23 protein-coding genes are annotated in these 20,537 nt (G+C 60.1%); all 23 read left to right on the forward strand.

Annotated elements, in window-relative coordinates; genetic code table 11:
- Positions 1–609 precede the first annotated feature (609 nt).
- The 23 genes from tssA (at position 610) to icmH (ending at position 20,532) form a co-directional block, all read left to right on the forward strand.
- Positions 610–2,172: a type VI secretion system protein TssA gene (gene tssA, locus EJA70_RS30615; RefSeq protein ID WP_008078749.1), complete on the forward strand. Its 1,563-nt coding sequence runs from the start codon at positions 610–612 to the stop codon at positions 2,170–2,172.
- Between the two features lie 32 nt (positions 2,173–2,204).
- Positions 2,205–2,708, forward strand: coding sequence for a type VI secretion system contractile sheath small subunit (gene tssB / locus EJA70_RS30620; RefSeq protein ID WP_003229587.1), 504 nt, complete (start codon positions 2,205–2,207; stop codon positions 2,706–2,708).
- 25 nt (positions 2,709–2,733) lie between these two features.
- The gene (tssC, locus tag EJA70_RS30625; protein ID WP_158836342.1) at positions 2,734–4,209 is read left to right on the forward strand and encodes a type VI secretion system contractile sheath large subunit; all 1,476 of its coding nucleotides are present in this window, start codon (positions 2,734–2,736) and stop codon (positions 4,207–4,209) included.
- A 9-nt stretch (positions 4,210–4,218) separates the two neighbouring features.
- On the forward strand, positions 4,219–4,626 hold the full coding sequence (tssE, locus tag EJA70_RS30630) for a type VI secretion system baseplate subunit TssE (RefSeq protein WP_008078744.1): 408 nt from the start codon (positions 4,219–4,221) through the stop codon (positions 4,624–4,626).
- 157 nt (positions 4,627–4,783) lie between these two features.
- Positions 4,784–5,170, forward strand: a complete 387-nt coding sequence (locus EJA70_RS30635) for a hypothetical protein (RefSeq protein ID WP_158836344.1) — start codon at positions 4,784–4,786, stop codon at positions 5,168–5,170.
- Positions 5,167–5,565: a hypothetical protein gene (locus tag EJA70_RS30640; protein ID WP_158836346.1), complete on the forward strand. Its 399-nt coding sequence runs from the start codon at positions 5,167–5,169 to the stop codon at positions 5,563–5,565. The genes EJA70_RS30635 and EJA70_RS30640 overlap by 4 nt, the downstream gene beginning before the upstream one ends.
- A gap of 230 nt (positions 5,566–5,795) precedes the next feature.
- Entirely contained in the window at positions 5,796–6,230 is a 435-nt protein-coding gene (locus tag EJA70_RS30645) for a hypothetical protein (protein ID WP_158836347.1), read from the forward strand.
- Positions 6,231–6,273: 43 nt separating this feature from the next.
- Complete coding sequence (locus EJA70_RS30650) at positions 6,274–6,699, forward strand: hypothetical protein (RefSeq protein WP_158836349.1); 426 nt, start codon at positions 6,274–6,276, stop codon at positions 6,697–6,699.
- Between the two features lie 75 nt (positions 6,700–6,774).
- Positions 6,775–7,350 carry a hypothetical protein gene (locus EJA70_RS31250; RefSeq protein ID WP_008078738.1) on the forward strand — a complete coding sequence of 192 codons (576 nt, stop codon included), beginning with the start codon at positions 6,775–6,777 and terminating at the stop codon, positions 7,348–7,350.
- Positions 7,341–7,691, forward strand: coding sequence for a hypothetical protein (locus tag EJA70_RS30660; RefSeq protein WP_158836351.1), 351 nt, complete (start codon positions 7,341–7,343; stop codon positions 7,689–7,691). The genes EJA70_RS31250 and EJA70_RS30660 overlap by 10 nt, the downstream gene beginning before the upstream one ends.
- The gene (locus EJA70_RS30665; protein ID WP_008078734.1) at positions 7,688–8,071 is read left to right on the forward strand and encodes a hypothetical protein; all 384 of its coding nucleotides are present in this window, start codon (positions 7,688–7,690) and stop codon (positions 8,069–8,071) included. The genes EJA70_RS30660 and EJA70_RS30665 overlap by 4 nt, the downstream gene beginning before the upstream one ends.
- Positions 8,068–8,463, forward strand: coding sequence for a hypothetical protein (locus EJA70_RS30670; protein WP_052178201.1), 396 nt, complete (start codon positions 8,068–8,070; stop codon positions 8,461–8,463). The genes EJA70_RS30665 and EJA70_RS30670 overlap by 4 nt, the downstream gene beginning before the upstream one ends.
- Complete coding sequence (locus EJA70_RS30675) at positions 8,460–8,681, forward strand: hypothetical protein (protein ID WP_008078730.1); 222 nt, start codon at positions 8,460–8,462, stop codon at positions 8,679–8,681. The genes EJA70_RS30670 and EJA70_RS30675 overlap by 4 nt, the downstream gene beginning before the upstream one ends.
- Entirely contained in the window at positions 8,678–9,121 is a 444-nt protein-coding gene (locus EJA70_RS30680; protein ID WP_158836353.1) for a hypothetical protein, read from the forward strand. Before EJA70_RS30675 ends, EJA70_RS30680 begins: the two co-directional genes overlap by 4 nt.
- A gap of 27 nt (positions 9,122–9,148) precedes the next feature.
- Positions 9,149–10,936 (forward strand): type VI secretion system baseplate subunit TssF, encoded by a 1,788-nt coding sequence (gene tssF, locus EJA70_RS30685; protein WP_158836355.1) that lies wholly within the window; start codon positions 9,149–9,151, stop codon positions 10,934–10,936.
- Positions 10,900–11,907, forward strand: coding sequence for a type VI secretion system baseplate subunit TssG (gene tssG / locus EJA70_RS30690; protein WP_158836357.1), 1,008 nt, complete (start codon positions 10,900–10,902; stop codon positions 11,905–11,907). The genes tssF and tssG overlap by 37 nt, the downstream gene beginning before the upstream one ends.
- An 11-nt stretch (positions 11,908–11,918) precedes the next feature.
- A complete protein-coding gene (gene tssH / locus EJA70_RS30695; protein WP_158836359.1) occupies positions 11,919–14,576 on the forward strand; it encodes a type VI secretion system ATPase TssH in 2,658 nt (885 codons plus the stop codon).
- A gap of 10 nt (positions 14,577–14,586) precedes the next feature.
- Positions 14,587–16,107 (forward strand): sigma-54-dependent Fis family transcriptional regulator, encoded by a 1,521-nt coding sequence (locus EJA70_RS30700; protein ID WP_008078716.1) that lies wholly within the window; start codon positions 14,587–14,589, stop codon positions 16,105–16,107.
- Positions 16,108–16,455: 348 nt separating this feature from the next.
- Entirely contained in the window at positions 16,456–16,596 is a 141-nt protein-coding gene (locus EJA70_RS30710) for a hypothetical protein (RefSeq protein WP_008078714.1), read from the forward strand.
- Positions 16,597–16,614: 18 nt separating this feature from the next.
- Positions 16,615–17,811, forward strand: coding sequence for a type VI secretion system-associated FHA domain protein TagH (gene tagH / locus EJA70_RS30715; protein WP_008078713.1), 1,197 nt, complete (start codon positions 16,615–16,617; stop codon positions 17,809–17,811).
- A gap of 5 nt (positions 17,812–17,816) precedes the next feature.
- Positions 17,817–18,317: a type VI secretion system lipoprotein TssJ gene (tssJ, locus tag EJA70_RS30720; protein ID WP_008078712.1), complete on the forward strand. Its 501-nt coding sequence runs from the start codon at positions 17,817–17,819 to the stop codon at positions 18,315–18,317.
- 2 nt (positions 18,318–18,319) lie between these two features.
- The gene (gene tssK, locus EJA70_RS30725) at positions 18,320–19,651 is read left to right on the forward strand and encodes a type VI secretion system baseplate subunit TssK (protein ID WP_008078710.1); all 1,332 of its coding nucleotides are present in this window, start codon (positions 18,320–18,322) and stop codon (positions 19,649–19,651) included.
- 5 nt (positions 19,652–19,656) lie between these two features.
- Positions 19,657–20,532: a type IVB secretion system protein IcmH/DotU gene (gene icmH / locus EJA70_RS30730; protein WP_008078709.1), complete on the forward strand. Its 876-nt coding sequence runs from the start codon at positions 19,657–19,659 to the stop codon at positions 20,530–20,532.
- Positions 20,533–20,537 lie beyond the last annotated feature (5 nt).

Consider the following 20,537-nt stretch of genomic DNA (forward strand, 5'->3'; position numbering starts at 1 on the left):
TTTCCCTGACGGCGACGCTATTGGCGTGGAAACAAATTGAAGTAAGAACATTACCCGACAGCTGTCAGAGAAAACTTTCAAAGAAGTTTTGCGGATAATCGCAACAGTTCGCGGTTTATTACCGGGTGGAAACAAAAGTTTAGCGAAAAACAAAAATGCTATCAAATTGATGGCACTTTTGCTTTTGCCTGTTGTCGCCGGCAACGGGTTGATAGATGACCAGCATTTCTAGGAAAATTCCTACTTCTATTTCCTGCAAGTGCAGGCATGCTTTCACATACGTTTTGGTACGGATGTTCGAAGTGCCCCGACCTCCCTCATCGGGCCGCTCTAGCTCAATGGTTACGGCCGAGCGTAGCGATCAGGGCAAATATAAATCGATATCAGGGATTCCCCTGTCACATATAGGGCGATCTCCTACAAGCAGCAATGAACACTTCGTCTTGTTGTTTAACCAGATGCTTGCTAGTGGCCATCATAGTGATTACGATGCGCGCACTTGATAGAGCACACACTCAATTGGATGAGTCGCGTCACTGCTCTTCGATACTGTCCCGCGCCGCTGAAACTCCAATAGGCGCACGACTGTAATCCAATTAAAGGCCATGGATGTCCTACTCAAGCAAACTTTCCGCCCATTACCTCGAACTCGCCAAAGTCTCTGTTTCCAAAGAGAATTTTGCGGGCGAAGACGTACGCTTTTCGAGCGAATTCGAGGCCCTGGAAAGTGAGCTGGCCAAAGCCTCGTCGATGCACGAAAGCGGGCAGATCGACTGGCTGAAAATCCGCGAAAATAGCGAAAATCTGCTGCGTACCCAATCCAAGGATCTGCGTGTCGGCGCCTGGCTGACGTGGTCGCTGTACCAGCGCGAATCCTTCCCCGGGCTGCTGGCCGGCCTCGGTCTGCTGCACCATCTGTCGGAAAACAACTGGGCCGACGTTCATCCGCTCAAAGCCCGCACCCGTGCCGCCGCCATTGGCTGGCTGGTGCCGCGTCTCGAGCAGGTCATCACCGAAAACATTGCGATCAAAGAGCAGTTGCCGATGTTCCGGCAGCTCTCCGAGCACCTGTCCGGCCTCGAAGCCGCGTGTGCCGAGCACTTGGGCGATGATTCGCCGCTGCTGCTGCCGATCTCCCGTCGCCTGAAAACCATGATCCAGCGCGCGGCCGACAACCAGCCGGCCCCCGGCGTCGTGGGCGCGGCGGTGGCGCAGGTCAAGCAGGCCGCCAGCCAGTTGCTCGCGCCCGGCGCACCGATCGACAACGAGCGCGAGGCGCACAAAGCCCTGCGCGCCCAGCAGGACAGCGCCCGTCCGCTGTGCGCCTGGTGGCTCAAGCAGAAAGCCACCGACCTGCGCGCCCTGCGCCTGAATCGCACGCTGCTGTGGATGACCATCGACGCGGTGCCTGAGCGCAACGCCGAGCAGATCACCGTGCTGCGCGGCCTGCCCCTGGAAAAGCTCAAGCTCTATCAGGATCGTTTCGATCAGGGCAAATACGCCGATCTGCTGGTGGAACTGGAGGCGAGCCTGGCGAAGGCGCCGTTCTGGTTCGATGGCCAGAGGATGGTCTGGGAATGTCTCCAGAACCTCAACGCCGAGCTGGCCATGCGCGAAGTGGAAATCCACTTCGCGCTTTTGATTCAGCGCCTGCCCGGCATTGTCGAGTTGCGCTTCCATGACGGCGCGCCGTTTGCCGATCCGTCCACCCGGGCGTGGATCGCCGCCAACGTCATGCCGCACCTGCAAAGCGCCAGCGCGCCGCGCAAGGTCGAAAGCGAAAACGTCGAAACCCAGCCGGCCTGGGAAAAGGCCCTCGAAGAAGTTCTGCCGCTGCTGCGCAAGGAAGGCCTGAAGCCGGCCGTGCAGACGCTCAAGCAAGGCTTGCAGTCGGCCCATGGCGGCCGCGAACGCTTCTTCTGGCAGTTCGCCCTCGCGCGCCTGTGCTTCATGGCCAAGAAATACGAACTGGCCAAGAACCAGCTGGAAACCCTCGATCAGACATTACTGGACTCAGGCCTGCATGCCTGGGAGCCCGATCTTGCATTGGAAGTGCTGCACCTGCTGCACAGTTGCTGCGAGTTGTTGCCGCAGAACCATGCCGTACGTGAACGCAAGGAAGAGATTTATCGCAGGCTGTGCCACCTCGATCTCGAAGTGGTACTCGAATAGGCCCCAGGGCCACAACCGCAAGGAGAAAAGCCATGGCCAAAGAAGGCTCGGTAGCCCCCAAGGAACGCATCAACGTCACCTTCAAACCCGCCACCGGCGGTGCTCAGGAAGAGATTGAACTGCCGCTGAAGCTGCTGGCAATCGGTGACTACACCCACCGCAAGGACGATCGCAAAATCGAAGATCGCAAGCCGATCAGCATCGACAAGATGACCTTCGACGAAGTGTTGGCCAAGCAAGAACTGGGTCTGACGCTGAGCGTGCCGAACCGTCTGCAGGAAGATGGCGAGGCCGACGAGCTGGCTGTGCAACTGCGCGTCAATTCGATGAAGGACTTCAACCCGGCCAGCCTGGTCGAGCAAGTGCCTGAGCTGAAAAAACTGATGGAACTGCGCGATGCGCTGGTGGCCCTCAAAGGCCCGCTGGGTAACGCACCTGCGTTCCGTAAAGCGATCGAAGGCGTGCTCGCCGACGACGAATCCCGCGGTCGCGTACTCGGTGAGCTGGGCCTGAACGCCGCAGCCCCGGACGCCTGAGACTCCAGCCAAGGAAGCCAACACAATGAGCACTAGCGCAGCACAAGAGAAGAGCGCCGGCAACGGCGAGTACAGCATTCTCGACAGCATCATCGCCGAAACCCGTCTGACTCCGGACGACGAAGCCTACGACATCGCCAAGCGCGGTGTGTCGGCGTTCATCGAAGAACTGCTCAAGCCGCAGAACAACGGTGAGCCGGTCAAGAAAGCCATGGTTGACCGCATGATCGCCGAGATCGATGCCAAGCTCAGCCGTCAGATGGACGAGATCCTCCACCACCCGGATTTCCAGGCTCTGGAATCGTCGTGGCGTGGTCTGCAGTTGCTGGTCGACCGCACCAACTTCCGCGAAAACATCAAAATCGAAATCCTCAACGTCTCGAAAGAAGACCTACTGGACGATTTCGAAGATTCGCCGGAAGTCATGCAGTCGGGCCTGTACAAGCACATCTACACCGCTGAATACGGCCAGTTCGGTGGTCAGCCGGTAGGCGCGATCATCGCTAACTACTACATGTCGCCGAGCTCGCCAGACGTCAAGCTGATGCAGTACGTGGCCAGCGTTTCGTGCATGTCCCACGCGCCGTTCATCGCGGCTGCCGGCCCGAAATTCTTCGGTCTGGAAAGCTTCACCGGCCTGCCGGATCTGAAAGATCTGAAAGACCACTTCGAAGGCCCGCAATTCGCCAAATGGCAGAGCTTCCGTACCTCGGAAGACTCCCGTTATGTTGGCCTGACCGTGCCACGTTTCCTGCTGCGTAACCCGTACGATCCGGAAGAAAACCCGGTCAAATCGTTCGTGTACAAGGAAACCGTTGCCAACAGCCACGAGCACTACCTGTGGGGCAACACCGCTTACGCGTTCGGCACCAAGCTGACCGACAGCTTCGCCAAATTCCGCTGGTGCCCGAACATCATCGGCCCGCAGAGCGGTGGCGCGGTTGAAGACCTGCCGTTGCACCACTTCGAAAGCATGGGCGAAATCGAAACCAAGATCCCTACCGAGGTTCTGGTTTCCGACCGTCGTGAATACGAACTGGCCGAGGAAGGCTTCATCTCCCTGACCATGCGTAAAGGCTCCGACAACGCGGCGTTCTTCTCCGCCAGCTCGGTGCAGAAGCCGAAGTTCTTCGGCATCAGCGCAGAAGGCAAGGCGGCAGAGCTGAACTACAAGCTCGGCACCCAACTGCCGTACATGATGATCGTCAACCGCCTGGCTCACTACTTGAAAGTGCTGCAGCGCGAGCAACTCGGTTCGTGGAAAGAACGTACCGACCTCGAGCTGGAACTCAACAAGTGGATCCGTCAGTACGTCGCCGACCAGGAAAACCCAAGCGCCGAAGTACGTGGCCGTCGTCCGCTGCGCGCTGCGCAAATCATCGTCAGCGACGTTGAAGGCGAGCCAGGCTGGTACCGCGTGAGCTTGAACGTGCGTCCGCACTTCAAGTACATGGGTGCCGATTTCACCCTGTCGCTGGTTGGCAAGCTGGACAAAGAGTAAGAGCGACTCATGGACGGATACGGCAGCCTGTTCGAACGCCTCAACGGCGACGCGCAACTACGCAAGGGCAACAGCCTTGAGGCTTGTGCCATGGCGTCAGTGGCTGCCCATCTGGCCAAAATGCTCAGCACCCGGGCCGGCAGCGTGCAAACGCTGGCCGACTACGGGTTGCCCGATCTCAATGACATGCGCCTGAGCCTGCACGACTCCTTGAGTCAGGCCCGCCTGGCCATCGAAAGCTTCATCGAAGCCTACGAGCCGCGCCTGAGCAACGTGCGTGTCATTTCCCTGCCGCGTGATCACGACCAACTGCGCCTGGCCTTCAGCATCGAAGGCCTGCTGGAAGTTGAAGGATTCAAGCGTCAGGTCAGTTTTTCCGCGCGCCTGGATGGCAGCGGTCAAGTGAAAGTCAACTAAGGAGAACCCCGATGTCTGGCAAGCCTGCTGCACGCTCCACCAGAACATCCGCGCGCGTTCTCCTGATGGAAGGCAATCCAGGTGTTGCCCCGGAGTTTCACGGCGAGATGATTCTATATCCGGGCTCTGAGGGCTGGGAAAGCTGGATCATTCCACAATGCCGTTGAGAAAAGTCATTGCAGGTCTGTCGGTCTACCTGCTGGTCGGTGCGCTGTACGTGGTCGTCCATGATTTTGCTGTTGTTTTTTATAAAGCGCACATGGGTGGTTTTACGGATCGAGGTGTCGGGATTGGCATCACGGCCGAGCTGACGTTTTATTTTTTTATTGTGGTCAATGCGGCTGTTTTTTTTATTCCCGGGCTTTCGGCAAAACTGGTGTCGATCGCGTTGATGGTGAGCGTGATCCTGCTCTATTTCCTGCCGGACAACCCGGTAAGAGCCGTGGTTTACAGCGCCCTGACCAGTGTCATGAGTCTGTTGGCCTTGAGCGTTCGCTGGATGGTCGAACGGCAGATCTCGCGACGTTGGCAGGAAGCGTCGTGAGTTTTTCTTCGGTGGTGAAGTGGGGGCGTAGGGCGTTGCTGTTGCTTGCCGCGGCTGTTGTTGCCTTGGTGGCAGCCGCCTGTTACGTGAAAACGGAGGCCGCGCGGCTTGCTCACGAGTACTCCACGGCTTGGAACGACGCCGGTACTTGCTACATCCAGTCCTACATTCCGCAGTATTCGGCGCTTGGCGTCGCGGGAAGCATTGCGAAGATGTTCACCAGCGAAGCGTTTTTCCGCGTGTATGCCAAAGACGGCACCTTGTTGAAGTCGTCGGAATGGCTGCTGTGGCAGAACGAATTCACCACCGATGAACGCTCGCAGTGGGCAGGGTCTCACGCGATCTATCCGACGGTGTCAGGTTACGAGGGCTGGAATATTCCAGTGTGTGGTTAATCAATGAACAGTCATCACGCCAAGGCCCATTAAGGAGAGCTCAATGTCAGGAAAACCCGCCGCACGCGTATCCGACCCCACTGCTTGCCCGCTCCCCGGCCACGGCACCCACTGGGACTGTTTCCGAAGTTTCGCAACAATAGAATTCATCAAGTGCTGAATTTTCTGTGTGTGATGGCTATCCCGCTGATGTTTGCCGTCGGGGTGTATTACATGATGAGTTCAGGGGTGTGACCTTGGCGTCGGTGGCGGGTCGTTCGGCGGCGAAGCTGTCGCGGGTTTTTCTTGCGCTCGGAGTAAGCGTGGCTATCGGCTTTTTTGTTCTGGTCGCCGATGTGTTTGATCGTGAAGCATATGTATCGAATGTCAGCAAGTCTGGTAGCTATAAAGTCGACGTGGTCAGAGCGGGTCCGATACTGGTGTCGTCCAATCTGATCTATCTCCGATTTATCGATCTTAAGCAGCCCGGGCATATATACCGTACACCCCTGATGTCAAAAACCTCATTGGACATGCGGCCTTATGAGGATGAAAAAGTCGTGGGGATTACCTGGGTTGACTTCGATAAGTCTCGCCGAGTTTTCGTATTGTCCCTTCCAAACTGGAAAGAAAGTTGGGCGAATTTTTTCGTCAGTAACACAGCCTATGAAGTGATACCTAACTAATGGTGCTTTTGTCTCTGATTTTCTCTGGGAACATGAACTCGGAATGAACACCTACGTCCGCGTTGCCATGTGCCTGGTTTTCCACGTCGCAGGATGTGTTGCATACACGTTCCTGAACGACGCTGTGGTCGATGCCTATAAAGCCTTCAATGGCGGCTTCACCACCCGTGGCGTGGGCATCGGTATCGCGCATTACACGTTCATTTATATTTTTTTCGGGGTGAATGTATTGGCCGCCGTTCTCCCCGGCCTGTGGGCCAAGCTCGGTTTGCTCGCGCTGATGGTTGCCTGGATTTTGTTCATGATGGTGCCCCACAACCCGTTGCGTGCGCTGTTCTACACCGTGGCCCAAGGTGGCGTCACGTTGCTGGCGATTCTGCTCACGCAGGTCATTGAACTGCGTTGGCAAATCCGCTTGCTGACGCGGCGCACGTTGCCTGCCGGTCCTGTGCAGGAGGGGGTGGCATGACCCGATCCGGTCGCCTCGCACACCTTCAGCAAACGCAGATTCTGCGTGCCGAAAAAGCCATGGCCGGGGTTGCGCATGAATAGCCGTCGAGTCATCGGTCTGGCCGTGCATGCGTTGGCCTGCGTGATTTATATCCTCATGAACGGCTATGCCGTGGCTGCCTACAAACAGCTGGTCGGCGGGTTGACTTCGCGTGGCGTCGCCATCGGCATGGCGATGTACCTGATTTTCTACTTTTTCGTTGCTGTGAATTTGATTCTGGTCTTCATCCGGCGCCAGGCCCTCCAGTTTGGCCTGGTGATTTTCATGATGCTGGCGATTTTGTTTTACCTGCTGCCGCAGTATCCCGTCCGCGGCCTGGCGTATTGCGCACTCACGGGTGGCCTGACGATTGCCGCCATTTTGCTGACCGGTGCCATCGACAAGGCCTACGCGCGCTTGCGCGGGCAGGCGCAGGTGAAATCGCCAGCGATCCACAGCCGTCGGGCAACGCCGCTTCTGCTGCTGATCACGGCGTTGATCGGCGTGTGCGTATGCACCGTTTTGCTGGCGCTGGGGATTTACGCGGATGCCACAAAGGCCAATGATTCGGCCGTGTCGTATCGCGACACTCAAGGTCACGACGACGGCGGGGTACAGCAATGCGCCTGATGACCCGTTTGAACACGTTGCTCGCCTTCGCCAAGCGCCGACTTTTTCTCGGGCTGACGGCGCTGCTATTGGTGCTGGCGATGTTTGCCACTCCGTTGGTTTCCAACGCCGTGATGTTGCTGATGGAGCGGAGCAACTTCATCCCGGCGCAGTCGTCGATCTGGACCTTTGAACCTTACGAAATCAATCAAGGTTCCACGTCTTACTGGCTCTACGGTGAGGATCGGGTAAATTACTACTCCTTCACCTACACCCCTGAAACCGCTTACCGCCTGATCGCCAAAAACAATCAGTGTGCGGGCTTCGACAAGCGCGACGTGCGCACATGGTGCACACCATGATCGCGTGGCTGCGGGTATGGAAATGGCTCAATCATCTGCTGAGCCTGATCGGTGCGTTGGCCGTCATCGCCGCCGTGATGTTCTGGGTCGGGTCGAGTCGTGATAATGCGAAGCCGGTGTTGCCCGCGTACCCCGATGCGGTATGGCGCGGTGCGGAGGACGGTGGCTACTTCATCGAGATCACCCGCTCGACACCGCCGGACTATTTCGTCCAGGTGCGTGCAGAGGGCGGCAGTCTGGTCACCGAAGGCTGGACGCGCTTCGCTACCCCTGACGGCAAGCCGTTGACGATGAATCGTGTCGGCGGTGCGGACAGCGAATACCTCTTCATCGATTCGTACGTGCCGATTACCCCGAGCAAAGGAGGGCTCGTCCAATGAAGTTCCTCGCTTGCATGATGTCGCTGGCGGCCCTGGCCGGCCTGTTGTTGACGGGCTGCACGACGCAGCTGGTTTATATGAACGACATTTATCTGGTCAACAGCTGCGGCGTACCGCTGCAAGTGCAATCACAGAATTCGACCAACTGGCTGCCGCCGATCGAGCCGCAAATGGTTGCACCGGGCGAGCGCGTCAGCGTGGCCAGCTACCGGTCGTACGGTGAAGACGTCGATGGGCAAGTCAGCTGCCGCTATTCGCTCAGCATCAAAGGGCCTGAACGCACGCGTCTGGTCACTGCCGATGAAATGCGCCAGGCCTTGCACTCCGTCAAACGTGAGAGCGATGGCTTGCAGCGCAGCTGGACTCTCAAGGACGGAGTGTTTTGCCCATGATTGCCGTGTCTGACGAGATGCGCATGTACCTGGCCTTCATCGCCGACAGCGATCTGTTCGGCGGCATCGCGATCTTGAGTTTTCTGCTGATTGTCACGGCGATCAGCAAGCGCCTGCGTCAGTCATGGCTGCATCGGGCGTTGATGTTCATGGTCCTGATTTCGCTGGTTGCCATCGAAATTAGCGGCGGTTACTACGCCTCGTTGCCTCCAGCATGACGGCGCCACAGAACGTGCTCAGTCGCGCGCAACTGGGTTTTTTCATGGGGGCCTTGTGGTGGCCAACGTTGGCAGTGCTGGCGATTTCTTCCTATGACCTGTCGACTGGCGCTTATTCGACGCACGACTCAGCCCAGACCTATTGGCAGTACCCGTTGTGGTGGGGCATTCCCGGGCTGTTGGGGTTTTCGCTGTGGATGTCGCGTGGCGCCAAGCGTCGAACCGAGCAACAAGCAGTGCGGATGGTTTGGATGGCACCTTTGAAATTCGTGCTTTTTTACGGCGTGCCATGGGTGATTTATGGCCTGTGCAGTCTGATTGCCGGGCCGTTTTCGGATGCTTACATGTCCTTCGCCTGGATCATGCTCATACCGTACGTGCTAATCGCCGGTTATTTCTGCGCCGGCGTAACGGTCGCGCTCTACAGGATATTTTTTTGATGAGTTCCATTACCAGGCAGGTAACCCGTGTCGTTTAACCATTACTACCAAAGCGAACTCACCGCTCTGCGCCAACTCGGTCGCCGTTTCGCCGAGCGTAGTCCTGCGTTGGCGCCGTATCTGGGGCAGGCCGGGCGCGATCCGGACGTCGAGCGCTTGCTCGAAGGCTTTGCCTTCCTCACCGGGCGGCTGCGCCAGAAGCTCGATGACGAACTGCCTGAGCTCAGCCATTCGCTGATGCAACTGCTGTGGCCGAACTACATGCGGCCGCTGCCGGCTTTCAGCATTCTGCAGTTCGATCCGTTGAAGCGTTCGGGGCCGGCGTTGAAGGTCGAGCGCGATACGCCGATTGAAAGCGTGCCGATCGAAGACGTGCGCTGCCGCTTCCGCACCTGCTACCCGACCGAAGTGTTGCCGCTGGATCTGGCCGCGCTGAACTACTCGGTGAAGGGCGACGGCTCGCTGCTCAGCCTGCGCCTGGAAATGAGCGCCGACGGCCACCTCGGTGAGCTGGAACTGAGCAAATTGCGCCTGCACTTTGCCGGTGAGCGTTACATCAGTCAGATGCTCTACCTGAGCCTGCTGCGCAACCTCGAAGGCATCGAATTGATCCCGCTCGACGGCGCCGGCAAGCCGATCGATGGCGTCAGCGGCAAGCCGATGGCGTTCAAGATTCCCGGTGACCGGGTCAAACCGGTGGGCTTTGCCGAAGAAGAAGCGTTGATCCCGTATCCGCTGAACACCTTCCGTGGCTATCGCTACCTGCAGGAATACTTCGCCTTCCAGGACAAATTCCTGTTCGTCGACGTCAACGGCCTGGACATCCTCAAGGCACTGCCCGAAGACACGCTCAAGCAGATGCGCGGCCTCGAATTGCGCTTCGACATTCGCAAGAGCGGCATCATGCGCATGCGCCCGACCCTGGATAACGTGAAGCTGTTTTGCACGCCAATTGCCAACCTGTTTGCGCACGACGCACTGCCGATCCGCCTCGATGGCAAGCAGGATGAATACCTGCTGCTGCCGGCGGAATTCGATCTGGAAAACTGCGGCGTGTTCTCCGTGGAAACCGTGACCGGCTGGAAGCCCGGCGGCCTCGGTTATCAGGAATACGTGCCGTTCGAATCGTTCGAGCACGACCCGAGTTTCGACGTGCCCAACAGCCGTCCGCACTACAGCATTCGCCAGCGTTCGTCGCTGTTGCACGACGGCCTCGACACTTACCTGAGCTTCGGCATCCGCCACACCGAAGCCCACGAAACCCTGTCGATCGAGCTGATGTGCACCAACCAGAACCTGCCGCGCAAGCTCAAGCTTGGCGACATCTGCATGGCTTGCGAAGAGACGCCGGAGTTCTTGAGCTTCCGCAACATCACCCCGGCGACGTCCAGTTTCGCGCCACCGCTGAACCGTGACTTCCTGTGGAAGCTGATCAGCAACATGTCGCTTAACTATCTGTCGCTGGCCGACGTCAATGCGTTGAAGGTGATTCTGGAAACCTACGACTTGCCGCGCTACTACGACCAGCACGCAGAGAAGGTCAGCAAACGCCTGCTCGGTGGCCTCAAGCACATCAAGCATCACCACGTCGATCGGTTGCACCGTGGCCTGCCGGTACGCGGTTTGCGCACCGAGCTGACCATCGACCCGGAAGGGTACATCGGCGAGGGCGACCTGTTCGTCTTCGCTTCGGTTCTTAACGAGTTTTTCGCGCTTTACGCCAGTCTCAATTCATTCCATGAACTGCGCGTAAAAAGCACACAGGGAGAGGTGTACCAATGGACACCACGTATGGGCCTTCAGCCCCTGCTTTAAGCGGGCTGACCAAGGTAATACGCGAGTACTCGCTGTTTCAGGCCGTGCTGCTGGTGATCGACCGGCTGCGCGAAGCACACCCGCACCTGAGCGAAGACGATCTGTACGATCAGGTCGAGTTCCAGGCCAACCCGAGCCTGGGCTTTCCGCGCAGCGATGTCGATCGCGTGGAGTTTTTCGAAGAGCACGGGCAGATGCGCGCGCGCATACGTTTCAACCTGATTGGCCTGGTGGGCTCGGGTTCGCCGTTGCCGGCGTTCTACGGCGAACAAGCCCTGGGCGACAGCGAAGACGGCAACCCGACGCGCAACTTCCTCGACCTGTTCCACCATCGCCTGCAACGGCTGATGCTGCCGATCTGGCGCAAGTACCGCTATCGCGCGAGCTTCCAGAGTGGCGCGCTCGACCCGTTCTCGTCGCAGCTGTTTGCGCTGATCGGCCTGGGCGGCGACGAGATCCGCAAGGCCAAGGAACTCAACTGGAAACGCCTGCTGCCGTACCTCGGTCTGCTCAGCCTGCGGGCGCACTCGGCGGCGCTGATCGAAGCCGTGCTGCGTTACTACTTCAAGCACGAAGACCTGGTCATCGAGCAGTGCATCGAGCGCCGCGTGGAGATTCTCCACGAGCAGCGCAATCGTTTGGGCCGCGCCAACAGCATGCTCGGAGAAGACCTCGTGCTCGGTGAACACGTGCGCGACCGCAGCGGCAAATTCCGCATCCACATCACCCAGCTCGACTGGCAGCGATTCCATGAATTCCTGCCGATCGGTTTCGGTTACCAGCCGCTCTGCGCGCTGGTGCGGTTCACCCTGCGTGACCCGCTTGATTACGACATCCGCCTGGTGTTGCGCCAGGAAGAAATCCGCGAACTGCGCATCGGTGAGCAGAACGCCTGTCGCCTCGGCTGGACCAGTTGGCTGGGCCGCGAGAAGGCGGACGGCGTGGTGACCCTGGGCAGCAAAATTCATTAAGGACGTGAGCCATGATCAACGTAGACCTGCAACAACTCATCCAGGCGCTGGACGCCGAAACCCGTCGTGATCTGGAACGTTCGGCCGAGCGTTGCGTCGCCCGTGGCGGCAGCAAGATCCTCGTCGAAGACCTGATGCTCGGCCTGCTCGAGCGCCCGAACGGTTTGCTCACGCGCGCGTTGCAAGATGCCGACGTCGACGCCGGTGAACTCAGCGCCGCGCTGCAATCGCGGGTCGAGCACAGCGCTTCGCGCAACCCGGTGTTCGCCCCGGAACTGGTGCAGTGGCTGCAAGACGCGCTGCTGGTGGCCAACCTCGAATTGGGCCAGACCCAGGTCGAAGACGCCGCGCTGATTCTCGCGCTGCTGCGCAACCCGATGCGCTACGCCGGCAGCCGTTATCAGCCGCTGCTCGCCAAGCTGAACATCGATCGCCTGAAAGAATTTGCCCTGTCGCAAAAAGAGCAACCAACGGCCAATGGCAAACCGGCCGCGCAGGGCGAATCGCTGTTGCAGCGCTTCACCCACAACCTGACCCAACAGGCCCGCGACGGCAAACTCGACCCGGTGCTGTGCCGTGACGGCGCGATCCGCCAGATGGTCGACATCCTCGCCCGTCGCCGCAAGAACAACCCGATCGTGGTCGGTGAAGCCGGTGTCGGTAAGACCGCGATCGTTGAAGGCCTGGCGTCGCGCATCGCTGCCGGTGAAGTGCCGCAAGTGCTCAAAGGCGTCGAGCTGCTGTCGCTGGACATGGGCCTGTTGCAGGCCGGCGCGAGCGTCAAAGGTGAGTTCGAGCGTCGCCTCAAAGGCGTGATCGACGAAGTCAAAGCCTCGCCGAAACCGATCATTCTGTTCATCGACGAAGCCCACACCTTGATCGGCGCGGGCGGCAATGCCGGCGGTTCCGACGCGGCCAACCTGCTGAAACCGGCACTGGCGCGGGGCGAGCTGCGCACCATCGCCGCCACCACGTGGGCCGAGTACAAGAAATACTTCGAGAAAGACCCGGCTCTGGCCCGTCGTTTCCAACCGGTGCAACTGCACGAACCGACCGTCAGCGAAGCGGTGACCATCCTCCGTGGCCTGGCCCAGGTGTACGAGAAGAGCCACGGCATCTACCTGCGTGATGACGCGGTGGTTTCCGCTGCCGAATTGTCCGCGCGTTATCTGGCCGGTCGGCAGCTGCCGGACAAAGCCGTTGATGTGCTCGACACCGCTTGTGCCCGCGTGCGCATCAGCCTCGCCGCTGCTCCGGAAAGTCTTGAGCGCCTGCGTGGCGAACTGGCTGAAGGTGGCCGTCAGCGTCAGGCCCTGCGCCGCGATGCCGAAGCTGGCTTGCTGATCGACCACGAAGCACTCGATGCGCTGGAAGCGCGTCTCGACGAAGCCGAAGACGAGATGGTCGCACTGGAAACCCAGTGGACCGAACAGAAAGCCTTGGCCGAGCGCCTGCTGGAACTGCGTCAGCAACTGGCCAAGGCCCGCGAAGCGGCCGCCGTGGAGCCGGTGGTCACCGTTGAGGAAGACGCCGAAGGCACCGTGATCGAAACCGTTGCCGCTGAGGTTGAAGAAGGCCAGAGCGTCGAAGCGCTGGAAGCCCTGCTCAACGAAACCCACTGCGCACTGACCGCCGCGCAGGTCAAAGAGCGTCTGGTCAGCTTTGAAGTGTGCCCGCGTCTGGTTGCCGAAGTGATCAGCGCCTGGACCGGTGTGCCGTTGGCGCAACTGGCCCGCGAACACAACGCCAAAGTCGCCAGCTTCGCCACCGACCTGCGCGCGCGCATTCGTGGTCAGGAACAAGCCGTGCACGCACTGGATCGCTCGATGCGCGCCACCGCTGCCGGCCTGAACAAACCTGATGCGCCGGTCGGTGTGTTCCTGCTGGTCGGCCCGAGCGGCGTCGGTAAAACCGAAACTGCGCTGGCCCTCGCAGACCTGCTGTACGGCGGCGATCGTTTCATCACCACCATCAACATGTCCGAGTTCCAGGAGAAGCACACCGTTTCCCGCCTGATCGGTGCACCGCCAGGCTACGTCGGTTACGGCGAGGGCGGCATGCTCACCGAAGCCGTGCGCCAGAAGCCGTACTCGGTGGTGCTGCTCGATGAAGTCGAGAAGGCTGACCCTGACGTGCTCAACCTGTTCTACCAAATCTTCGACAAAGGCGTGGCCAACGACGGCGAAGGTCGCGAGATCGACTTCCGCAACACGTTGATCCTGATGACCTCGAACCTCGGCAGCGACCGCATCAGCGACCTCTGTGAAAACGGCGCGCGGCCAACCGCCGAAGTGCTCGAAGAAACCATTCGCCCGGTGCTCAGTAAACACTTCAAACCGGCGCTGCTGGCGCGGATGAAAGTGGTGCCGTACTACCCGGTCGGCGGCCCGGTGCTGCGCGAACTGATCGAGATCAAGCTCGGTCGTCTCGGCGAACGCCTCAACCGTCGTCAGCTGGATTTCAGCTGGTGCCAGAACCTCGTCGATCATTTGTCCGAGCGTTGCACGCAAAGCGAAAGCGGCGCGCGCCTGATCGATCACTTGCTCGATCAGCACGTGCTGCCGCTGGTAGCGGATCGTCTGCTCGACGCGATGGCCACCGGTGAAAGCCTCAAGCGTGTGCATGCCACGCTCGACGGCGACGCCAGCGTGACGTGCGAGTTCGCCTGAGGTGGGCGTGATGTTCACTCAAGTGCCGCAGCCGCTGGTCTATGCCGAAGCGTTGCTGGCGCAGTTCGCCAGTCTGTCGCGTGCGGCAGACGGCGCTGCGCTCTTGGGTGACTTCGTGCGTGGGCTGGCCGAGTTGAGCGGCTGCGAATTGACGCAGCTGTATCTTCTCGACGCTACCCACACCTGCCTGGGGATGAACGCCGAGTACCTCGATGGCGCCCTGCAACCGCGTGAAGCGGCGAGCCTGCCTGCCGATTACAACGGTGAGCAATTGCTGCAATTCGCCCTGTGCCAGAACCGCGTGGTGTGCCTCGACGACCTCGGCGGCAGCCTGCACGAAACCAGTTTCCTGCCGGCCGCCACGCGCGCCTGGCAATCGTTGCTGTGCGTGCCGCTGGTTAACCAGCACAAGGCGGTTGAAGGCTTGCTGCTGTGCGCCAGCCATCGCCGCGTCGATTTGCAGGGTTTCGCCGATTCGCTCGGGCAACTTGGCTCGTTCGTGCTGGGGCAGTTGCACTTGCTGCAACGCCTGCGTCAGCCGATGGATGTGGTCGCGCCGACGTCGCGCAGTGTGGCCAATGTCAGCGGTTATGGCCTGATCGGTAAAAGTGCGGCGATGCGTCAGACCTACTCGCTGATCAGCAAGGTCTTGCACAGCCCGTATACCGTGCTGCTGCGCGGTGAAACCGGCACCGGCAAGGAAGTTGTGGCGCGGGCGATTCACGATTGCGGCCCGCGTCGATCCCAGGCATTCATCGTGCAGAACTGCGCGGCGTTCCCGGAAAACCTGCTGGAAAGCGAACTGTTCGGCTACCGCAAAGGCGCCTTCACCGGCGCCGATCGCGACCGTGCCGGGCTGTTCGACGCGGCCAATGGCGGCACGTTGTTGCTCGATGAGATCGGCGACATGCCGTTGTCGTTGCAGGCGAAATTGCTGCGCGTATTGCAAGAAGGCGAGATTCGTCCGCTGGGTTCCAACGACACCCACAAGATCGATGTACGCATCATCGCCGCCACGCACCGTGATTTGTCGGTGCTGGTCAGCGAGGGCAAATTCCGCGAGGACTTGTACTACCGCCTCGCGCAATTCCCGATCGAGTTGCCGGCGCTGCGTCACCGTGAAAGCGACATTCTCGAACTGGCCCGGCATTTCGCCGAAAAGGCCTGTTCGTTTTTGCAGCGCGACCCGGTGCGCTGGTCGGATGCGGCGCTGGAGCATCTGTCTGGCTACAACTTCCCCGGCAACGTCCGCGAACTCAAAGGCCTGGTCGAACGCGCGGTGTTGTTGTGCGAGGGCGGCGAGTTGCTGGACGAGCATTTTTCCCTGCGCATGGAGGCGATGGCCGACGACAACAGTGGCCTGAACCTGCGTGAACGCCTGGAGAAAGTCGAACGCAGCCTGCTGCTCGATTGCCTGCGCAAGAACGACGGCAACCAGACCCTCGCCGCCCGCGAACTGGGCCTGCCACGCCGCACGCTGCTGTATCGCCTCGGTCGCCTGAATATCAATTTGGGTGACTTTGATGGTTGAGCAGAAAGTGATCGCTGCATCCAACAATATCCCTGTGGGCAGTGAAACCCCTGTGATCAGTGAACCCCCTGTGGCGAGGGGATTTATCCCCGATCGGCTGCGCAGCAGTCGTAGTCCGGCAAACGCGGTTTCCCTGCAGAAACCGGGTCACAGGTTTTGGGGGCGCTGCGCACCCCAGCGGGGCGGTGCGACGTTTCGCCAAGTCCCCTCACCACAGGGGATCAACATTCCTCCAAAAAGTGGCTGGAGGCTGCGATCTAGAGCCTCCCATGCCAATGAATTCGCTAATAATGGCGCCGCCCGCAAGGGTCGGCGCTTTGTGCTTTGTCTACCCCTGGAGACCCTCTGATGTCTGTTCGTCACTGGCACGCTGTCCTGCTGACCCTTGTCGTTCTATGCGGCCTTGCAGGCTGTAGCGGCAATTACAAATTCAACGATACCGACTATCGCCCGTTGGGTGATCCGCAAGCGGTCAATCGCGGCAAGTGACCGCAAGGAGCATCAAACATGGAATTGGTTTTCGAAATGCTGAACACCAAGCAGTTCGTGCCCACCGAGCTGTGCCAGCGGACCTTCAAACAGGCCGGTGGCGTGATCGGGCGGGGCGAGGACTGCGACTGGATCATTCCTGACCGCAAGCGTCACCTGTCCAACCACCACGCGATTGTCAGCTTTCGCGAAGGCGTGTTTTTCCTCACGGACACCAGCAGCAACGGTGTTCAGGACGGTGAAAGCGGCGCACGTCTGAGCAAGGGCGAGCCAGTGCGCATCGAACACGGCAGCACCTACGTGCTGGGCGACTTCGAGATCCGTGCTCGGCTGGTGCGTGACCCGGCGGCGTTCGACGGTGAAGCCGGGCGACCGCGCGCGGCCGGCAGCATCATCCCCGATGACGCCTTCCTCGACCTCGACCCGCTCAATGCGCTCGAACAGCAAGAACGCGTCTACTCGGAAATCGACGAATTGCTGGCGCCGAACACCGCGCCCGAGGACAGCCGTCAGCGCGCCGACTACGCGCGTATCGACATGGAAAGCCTGATGGTGCCGGAGCTGATCAGCGCCCCCGTCGAGCCTGAGCCTGCGCCCGCGCCGAAAGCCGTTGAGCGCCAGAGCGAAGGTTTCTGGGAGCACTTCGGTGCGGCACTGGGGGTCGACGTCAAAGGCCTCAGCCACGACGAGCGCGAAGCCCTGGCGCTGAACGCTGCGCGCTTGTTGCGTCAGAGCGTCGGCGGTTTGCAGCAGAGTCTGCGTACCCGTTCGGAGCTTAAAAACGAACTGCGTCTGGCCCAGACCACCGTGCAAGGCACCAACAAGAATCCGCTGAAATTCGCCGTTGATCCGAGCGAAGCCCTGCAGATTCTGTTGCAGCCAAGCAAGCCAGGCCACCTGCCGGCCGAGCAAGCCATCTCCCGCGCGTTCCGCGATTTGCAGGCGCACCAAGTGGCCTTGCTGACCGCCAGCCGCGCCGCCGTGCGCGGCACGCTGGAGCACTTCTCGCCGGAGCAGCTGACCCTGCGTTTCGAGCGCGACAACAAGCCGTTGATCGCCACGTCGGGCGGGCGCTGGAGAGCGTTCGGCCGTTACCACCAGGCGCTGCGCCAGGACGATGACTGGAGCGAACGCCTGTTGGCCCGCGACTTCGCCCAGGCCTACGAAGAACAGATCCGCCTGATCTCCACCCTCCACACCGACCACCAAGGATGATGCGCATGTCTCGCCGCTCGACCGCTTTTTTCAAGACGCTGACTGCGCTCACCGTGCTGGTGTTGCTCGCCGGTTGCTCGTCGCTGTCGCCGTACTCGAAAGTGACCAAGATCAACCTGAAACTGACCGGCAGCGATCAGTTGAACCCGGACCTCAACGGGCGGCCATCGCCGATCGTCGTGCGCCTGTTCGAACTCAAGCACCCGGTGACCTTCGAGAACGCTGACTTCTTCAGCCTTTACGAGCGCGCCAAGGAATCCCTCAACCCGGATCTGGTGGCCAGCGAAGAACTCGAACTGCGCCCGGGCGAAACCGTGGAACTGAAACTCAAGGTGGAAGAGGGCAGCAGTTATGTCGGCGTTCTCGCCGCTTACCGCGATTTGCCGGAAACCCAATGGCGCCACACGGTGCAGATCACGCCACTGGAAGTCACCGAAGTCGATCTGACCCTGGACCAGACCGGCATCCGTAACACTAATCAAGTGCTCGCCAAGGCGGATGACTGACCATGAATACCCATAAAGTCATTTGGCAGGAAGGCATGCTGCTGCGTCCGCAGCACTTCCAGCACAACGATCGCTATTACGATCACCAGATGAAAACCCGCACTCAGTTGCTGGGCGGTTACACCTGGGGTTTCCTCAATCTGGAGATCGACCTGCAGTTCCTCAACATGGGCAAACTGGTGATCAGTGCCGCCTCGGGGATTCTGCCGGACGGCAGCCTGTTCGAACTCGGTGGCAACACCGAACCGCTGGCGCTGGACGTGCCGCCGAACACCGGCAACACGCCGATCTACCTGGCGCTGCCGCTGGTCACCGGTAACCACATCGAGTCGCGCCGTCCGGAGCAGTCCGACGTGCTCGCGCGCTATACCGCGTACGACGCCGAAGTAGCCGACTCCAACGCCGGCGATGATTCCGCCAGCCAGGTCAGCTGTGGTCGCCCGGACTTCAAACTGTTGCTCGGCGAGCAGCAGAGCGATCAGGCCTACGTGAAACTGAAGATCTGCGACGTGCTCGACACCACGCCCGACGGCGTGATCAGCCTCGATCCGGATTTCGTCCCGACCTACATTCAGGCCCACGCCTCCAGCTACCTGCTGTCGTGCCTGAAAGAAGTCATCAGCATGCTCAACCACCGTGGTGACACGATTGCCGAGCGGATTCGCTCCAACGGCAAGGTCGGCGGCGCTGAGGTTGGCGACTTCATGATGCTGCAACTGATCAACCGCACCGAGCTGCTGCTGCGTCACTATCTGGGGCTGGAGCAGGTTCACCCGGAAGAGTTGTACCGCACGCTGTTGACCATGCTCGGCGACCTGGCGACTTTCTCTGGCGACAGCAAACGTCCGCGTCTGGACAGCCGCTACTCGCACGCCGACCAGGGCGCGAGCTTCCGCAAACTGATGGACGCGATTCGTCAGGTGCTGTCGATGGTGCTGGAACAGCACGCCATCGAGCTGATCCTGCAAGCGCGTCAGTACGGCATCATCGTGTCGCCGTTGCACGACCACAAACTGCTCGGCTCGGCTTCGTTCGTGCTGGCGGCCAGTGCCAACTGCGACTCCGAAGAACTGCGCCACCGCTTGCCGGCGCACCTCAAGGTCGGCCCGGTGGAGCGTATCCGCCAACTGGTCAACCTGCACCTGCCGGGGATCAAGGTCAAACCGTTGCCCGTGGCCCCACGGCAGATCGCGTTCCACTCGAACAAAACCTATTTCATCCTCGAACTCAGTTCCGAAGACCTGGCGCAACTCGAGCGCTCCGGCGGCTTCGCGTTCCACGTGTCCGGCGAATTCGCCGAGCTTGAACTGAAATTCTGGGCCATCAGGAACTGACCGACATGATCAAGGACATGGAACACAACCAGGACGACAAAACCGTCCTGCTCGACCGTCAGGGCCACGGCCCGGCGTCGAGTCCGCTGACCGATTTCGCCGCGCCGCCGCGTTTCGAGCAACTGGAAGAACGGATGATCTACGCCGCGCGCCTGCGCCCGGCCGAAGCGTTCAACATCAGCCTCAATTCGCTGGTGGCGGCGTCCTCCGAACTGCTCTCGGAAGTGGTGCGCCTCAAGCACAGCGAAACCCGCGAAGATTTGTACGCGCTCAACGAGCGCCTGACCGCCGGGCTCAAGCTGTTTGAAGTGCGCGCCCTGCACAACGGCGCCGAAAGCAGCCAGGTGATGGCCGCGCGTTACGTGCTCTGCACCGTGGTCGACGAAGCCGTCGTGACCACGCCGTGGGGCAACGAAAGCGAATGGTCGCAGATGAGCCTTTTGAGCAGCTTCCACAACGAAACCTTCGGTGGCGAGAAGTTCTTCCAGTTGCTCGATCGGCTGTCGAAGAACCCGGTCAAGCACCTGCCGATGCTCGAGCTGATGTACCTGTGCCTGTCCCTCGGTTTCGAGGGCAAGTACCGCGTACAGGCACGCGGCATGCTCGAACTCGAAGGCATCCGCGACGCCTTGTACCGGCAGATCCGTCAGTTGCGTGGCGACGTGCCGCGCGAGTTGTCGCCGCATTGGGAAGGCTTGAACGATCAGCGCCGCAACCTGGTGCGCATCGTGCCGGCGTGGATGGTGGTGTTGTTCACCTTCGTCTGCCTGGTGGTGATGTATTCGGGCTTCGCCTGGGTCTTGGGCGAGCAGCGCGACACCGTACTGCAACCATATCAGCCGCTTGATCCGGCCGCGGTCCAGCCGCAGTCGCAGCCGTAAACAGG

Source organism: Pseudomonas sp. PB103, assembly GCF_009764635.1.
Taxonomy (GTDB): domain Bacteria; phylum Pseudomonadota; class Gammaproteobacteria; order Pseudomonadales; family Pseudomonadaceae; genus Aquipseudomonas.

Bases quoted from the DNA above. Each gene is read 5' to 3' on its own strand.
- tssA (WP_008078749.1), top strand. From the start codon at position 610: ATGTCCTACTCAAGCAAACTTTCCGCCCATTACCTCGAACTCGCCAAA.
- tssB (WP_003229587.1), top strand. From the start codon at position 2,205: ATGGCCAAAGAAGGCTCGGTAGCCCCCAAGGAACGCATCAACGTCACC.
- tssC (WP_158836342.1), top strand. From the start codon at position 2,734: ATGAGCACTAGCGCAGCACAAGAGAAGAGCGCCGGCAACGGCGAGTAC.
- tssE (WP_008078744.1), top strand. From the start codon at position 4,219: ATGGACGGATACGGCAGCCTGTTCGAACGCCTCAACGGCGACGCGCAA.
- EJA70_RS30635 (WP_158836344.1), top strand. From the start codon at position 4,784: ATGCCGTTGAGAAAAGTCATTGCAGGTCTGTCGGTCTACCTGCTGGTC.
- EJA70_RS30650 (WP_158836349.1), top strand. From the start codon at position 6,274: ATGAACACCTACGTCCGCGTTGCCATGTGCCTGGTTTTCCACGTCGCA.
- EJA70_RS31250 (WP_008078738.1), top strand. From the start codon at position 6,775: ATGAATAGCCGTCGAGTCATCGGTCTGGCCGTGCATGCGTTGGCCTGC.
- EJA70_RS30660 (WP_158836351.1), top strand. From the start codon at position 7,341: ATGCGCCTGATGACCCGTTTGAACACGTTGCTCGCCTTCGCCAAGCGC.
- EJA70_RS30665 (WP_008078734.1), top strand. From the start codon at position 7,688: ATGATCGCGTGGCTGCGGGTATGGAAATGGCTCAATCATCTGCTGAGC.
- EJA70_RS30670 (WP_052178201.1), top strand. From the start codon at position 8,068: ATGAAGTTCCTCGCTTGCATGATGTCGCTGGCGGCCCTGGCCGGCCTG.
- EJA70_RS30675 (WP_008078730.1), top strand. From the start codon at position 8,460: ATGATTGCCGTGTCTGACGAGATGCGCATGTACCTGGCCTTCATCGCC.
- EJA70_RS30680 (WP_158836353.1), top strand. From the start codon at position 8,678: ATGACGGCGCCACAGAACGTGCTCAGTCGCGCGCAACTGGGTTTTTTC.
- tssG (WP_158836357.1), top strand. From the start codon at position 10,900: ATGGACACCACGTATGGGCCTTCAGCCCCTGCTTTAAGCGGGCTGACC.
- tssH (WP_158836359.1), top strand. From the start codon at position 11,919: ATGATCAACGTAGACCTGCAACAACTCATCCAGGCGCTGGACGCCGAA.
- EJA70_RS30700 (WP_008078716.1), top strand. From the start codon at position 14,587: ATGTTCACTCAAGTGCCGCAGCCGCTGGTCTATGCCGAAGCGTTGCTG.
- EJA70_RS30710 (WP_008078714.1), top strand. From the start codon at position 16,456: ATGTCTGTTCGTCACTGGCACGCTGTCCTGCTGACCCTTGTCGTTCTA.
- tagH (WP_008078713.1), top strand. From the start codon at position 16,615: ATGGAATTGGTTTTCGAAATGCTGAACACCAAGCAGTTCGTGCCCACC.
- tssJ (WP_008078712.1), top strand. From the start codon at position 17,817: ATGTCTCGCCGCTCGACCGCTTTTTTCAAGACGCTGACTGCGCTCACC.
- tssK (WP_008078710.1), top strand. From the start codon at position 18,320: ATGAATACCCATAAAGTCATTTGGCAGGAAGGCATGCTGCTGCGTCCG.
- icmH (WP_008078709.1), top strand. From the start codon at position 19,657: ATGATCAAGGACATGGAACACAACCAGGACGACAAAACCGTCCTGCTC.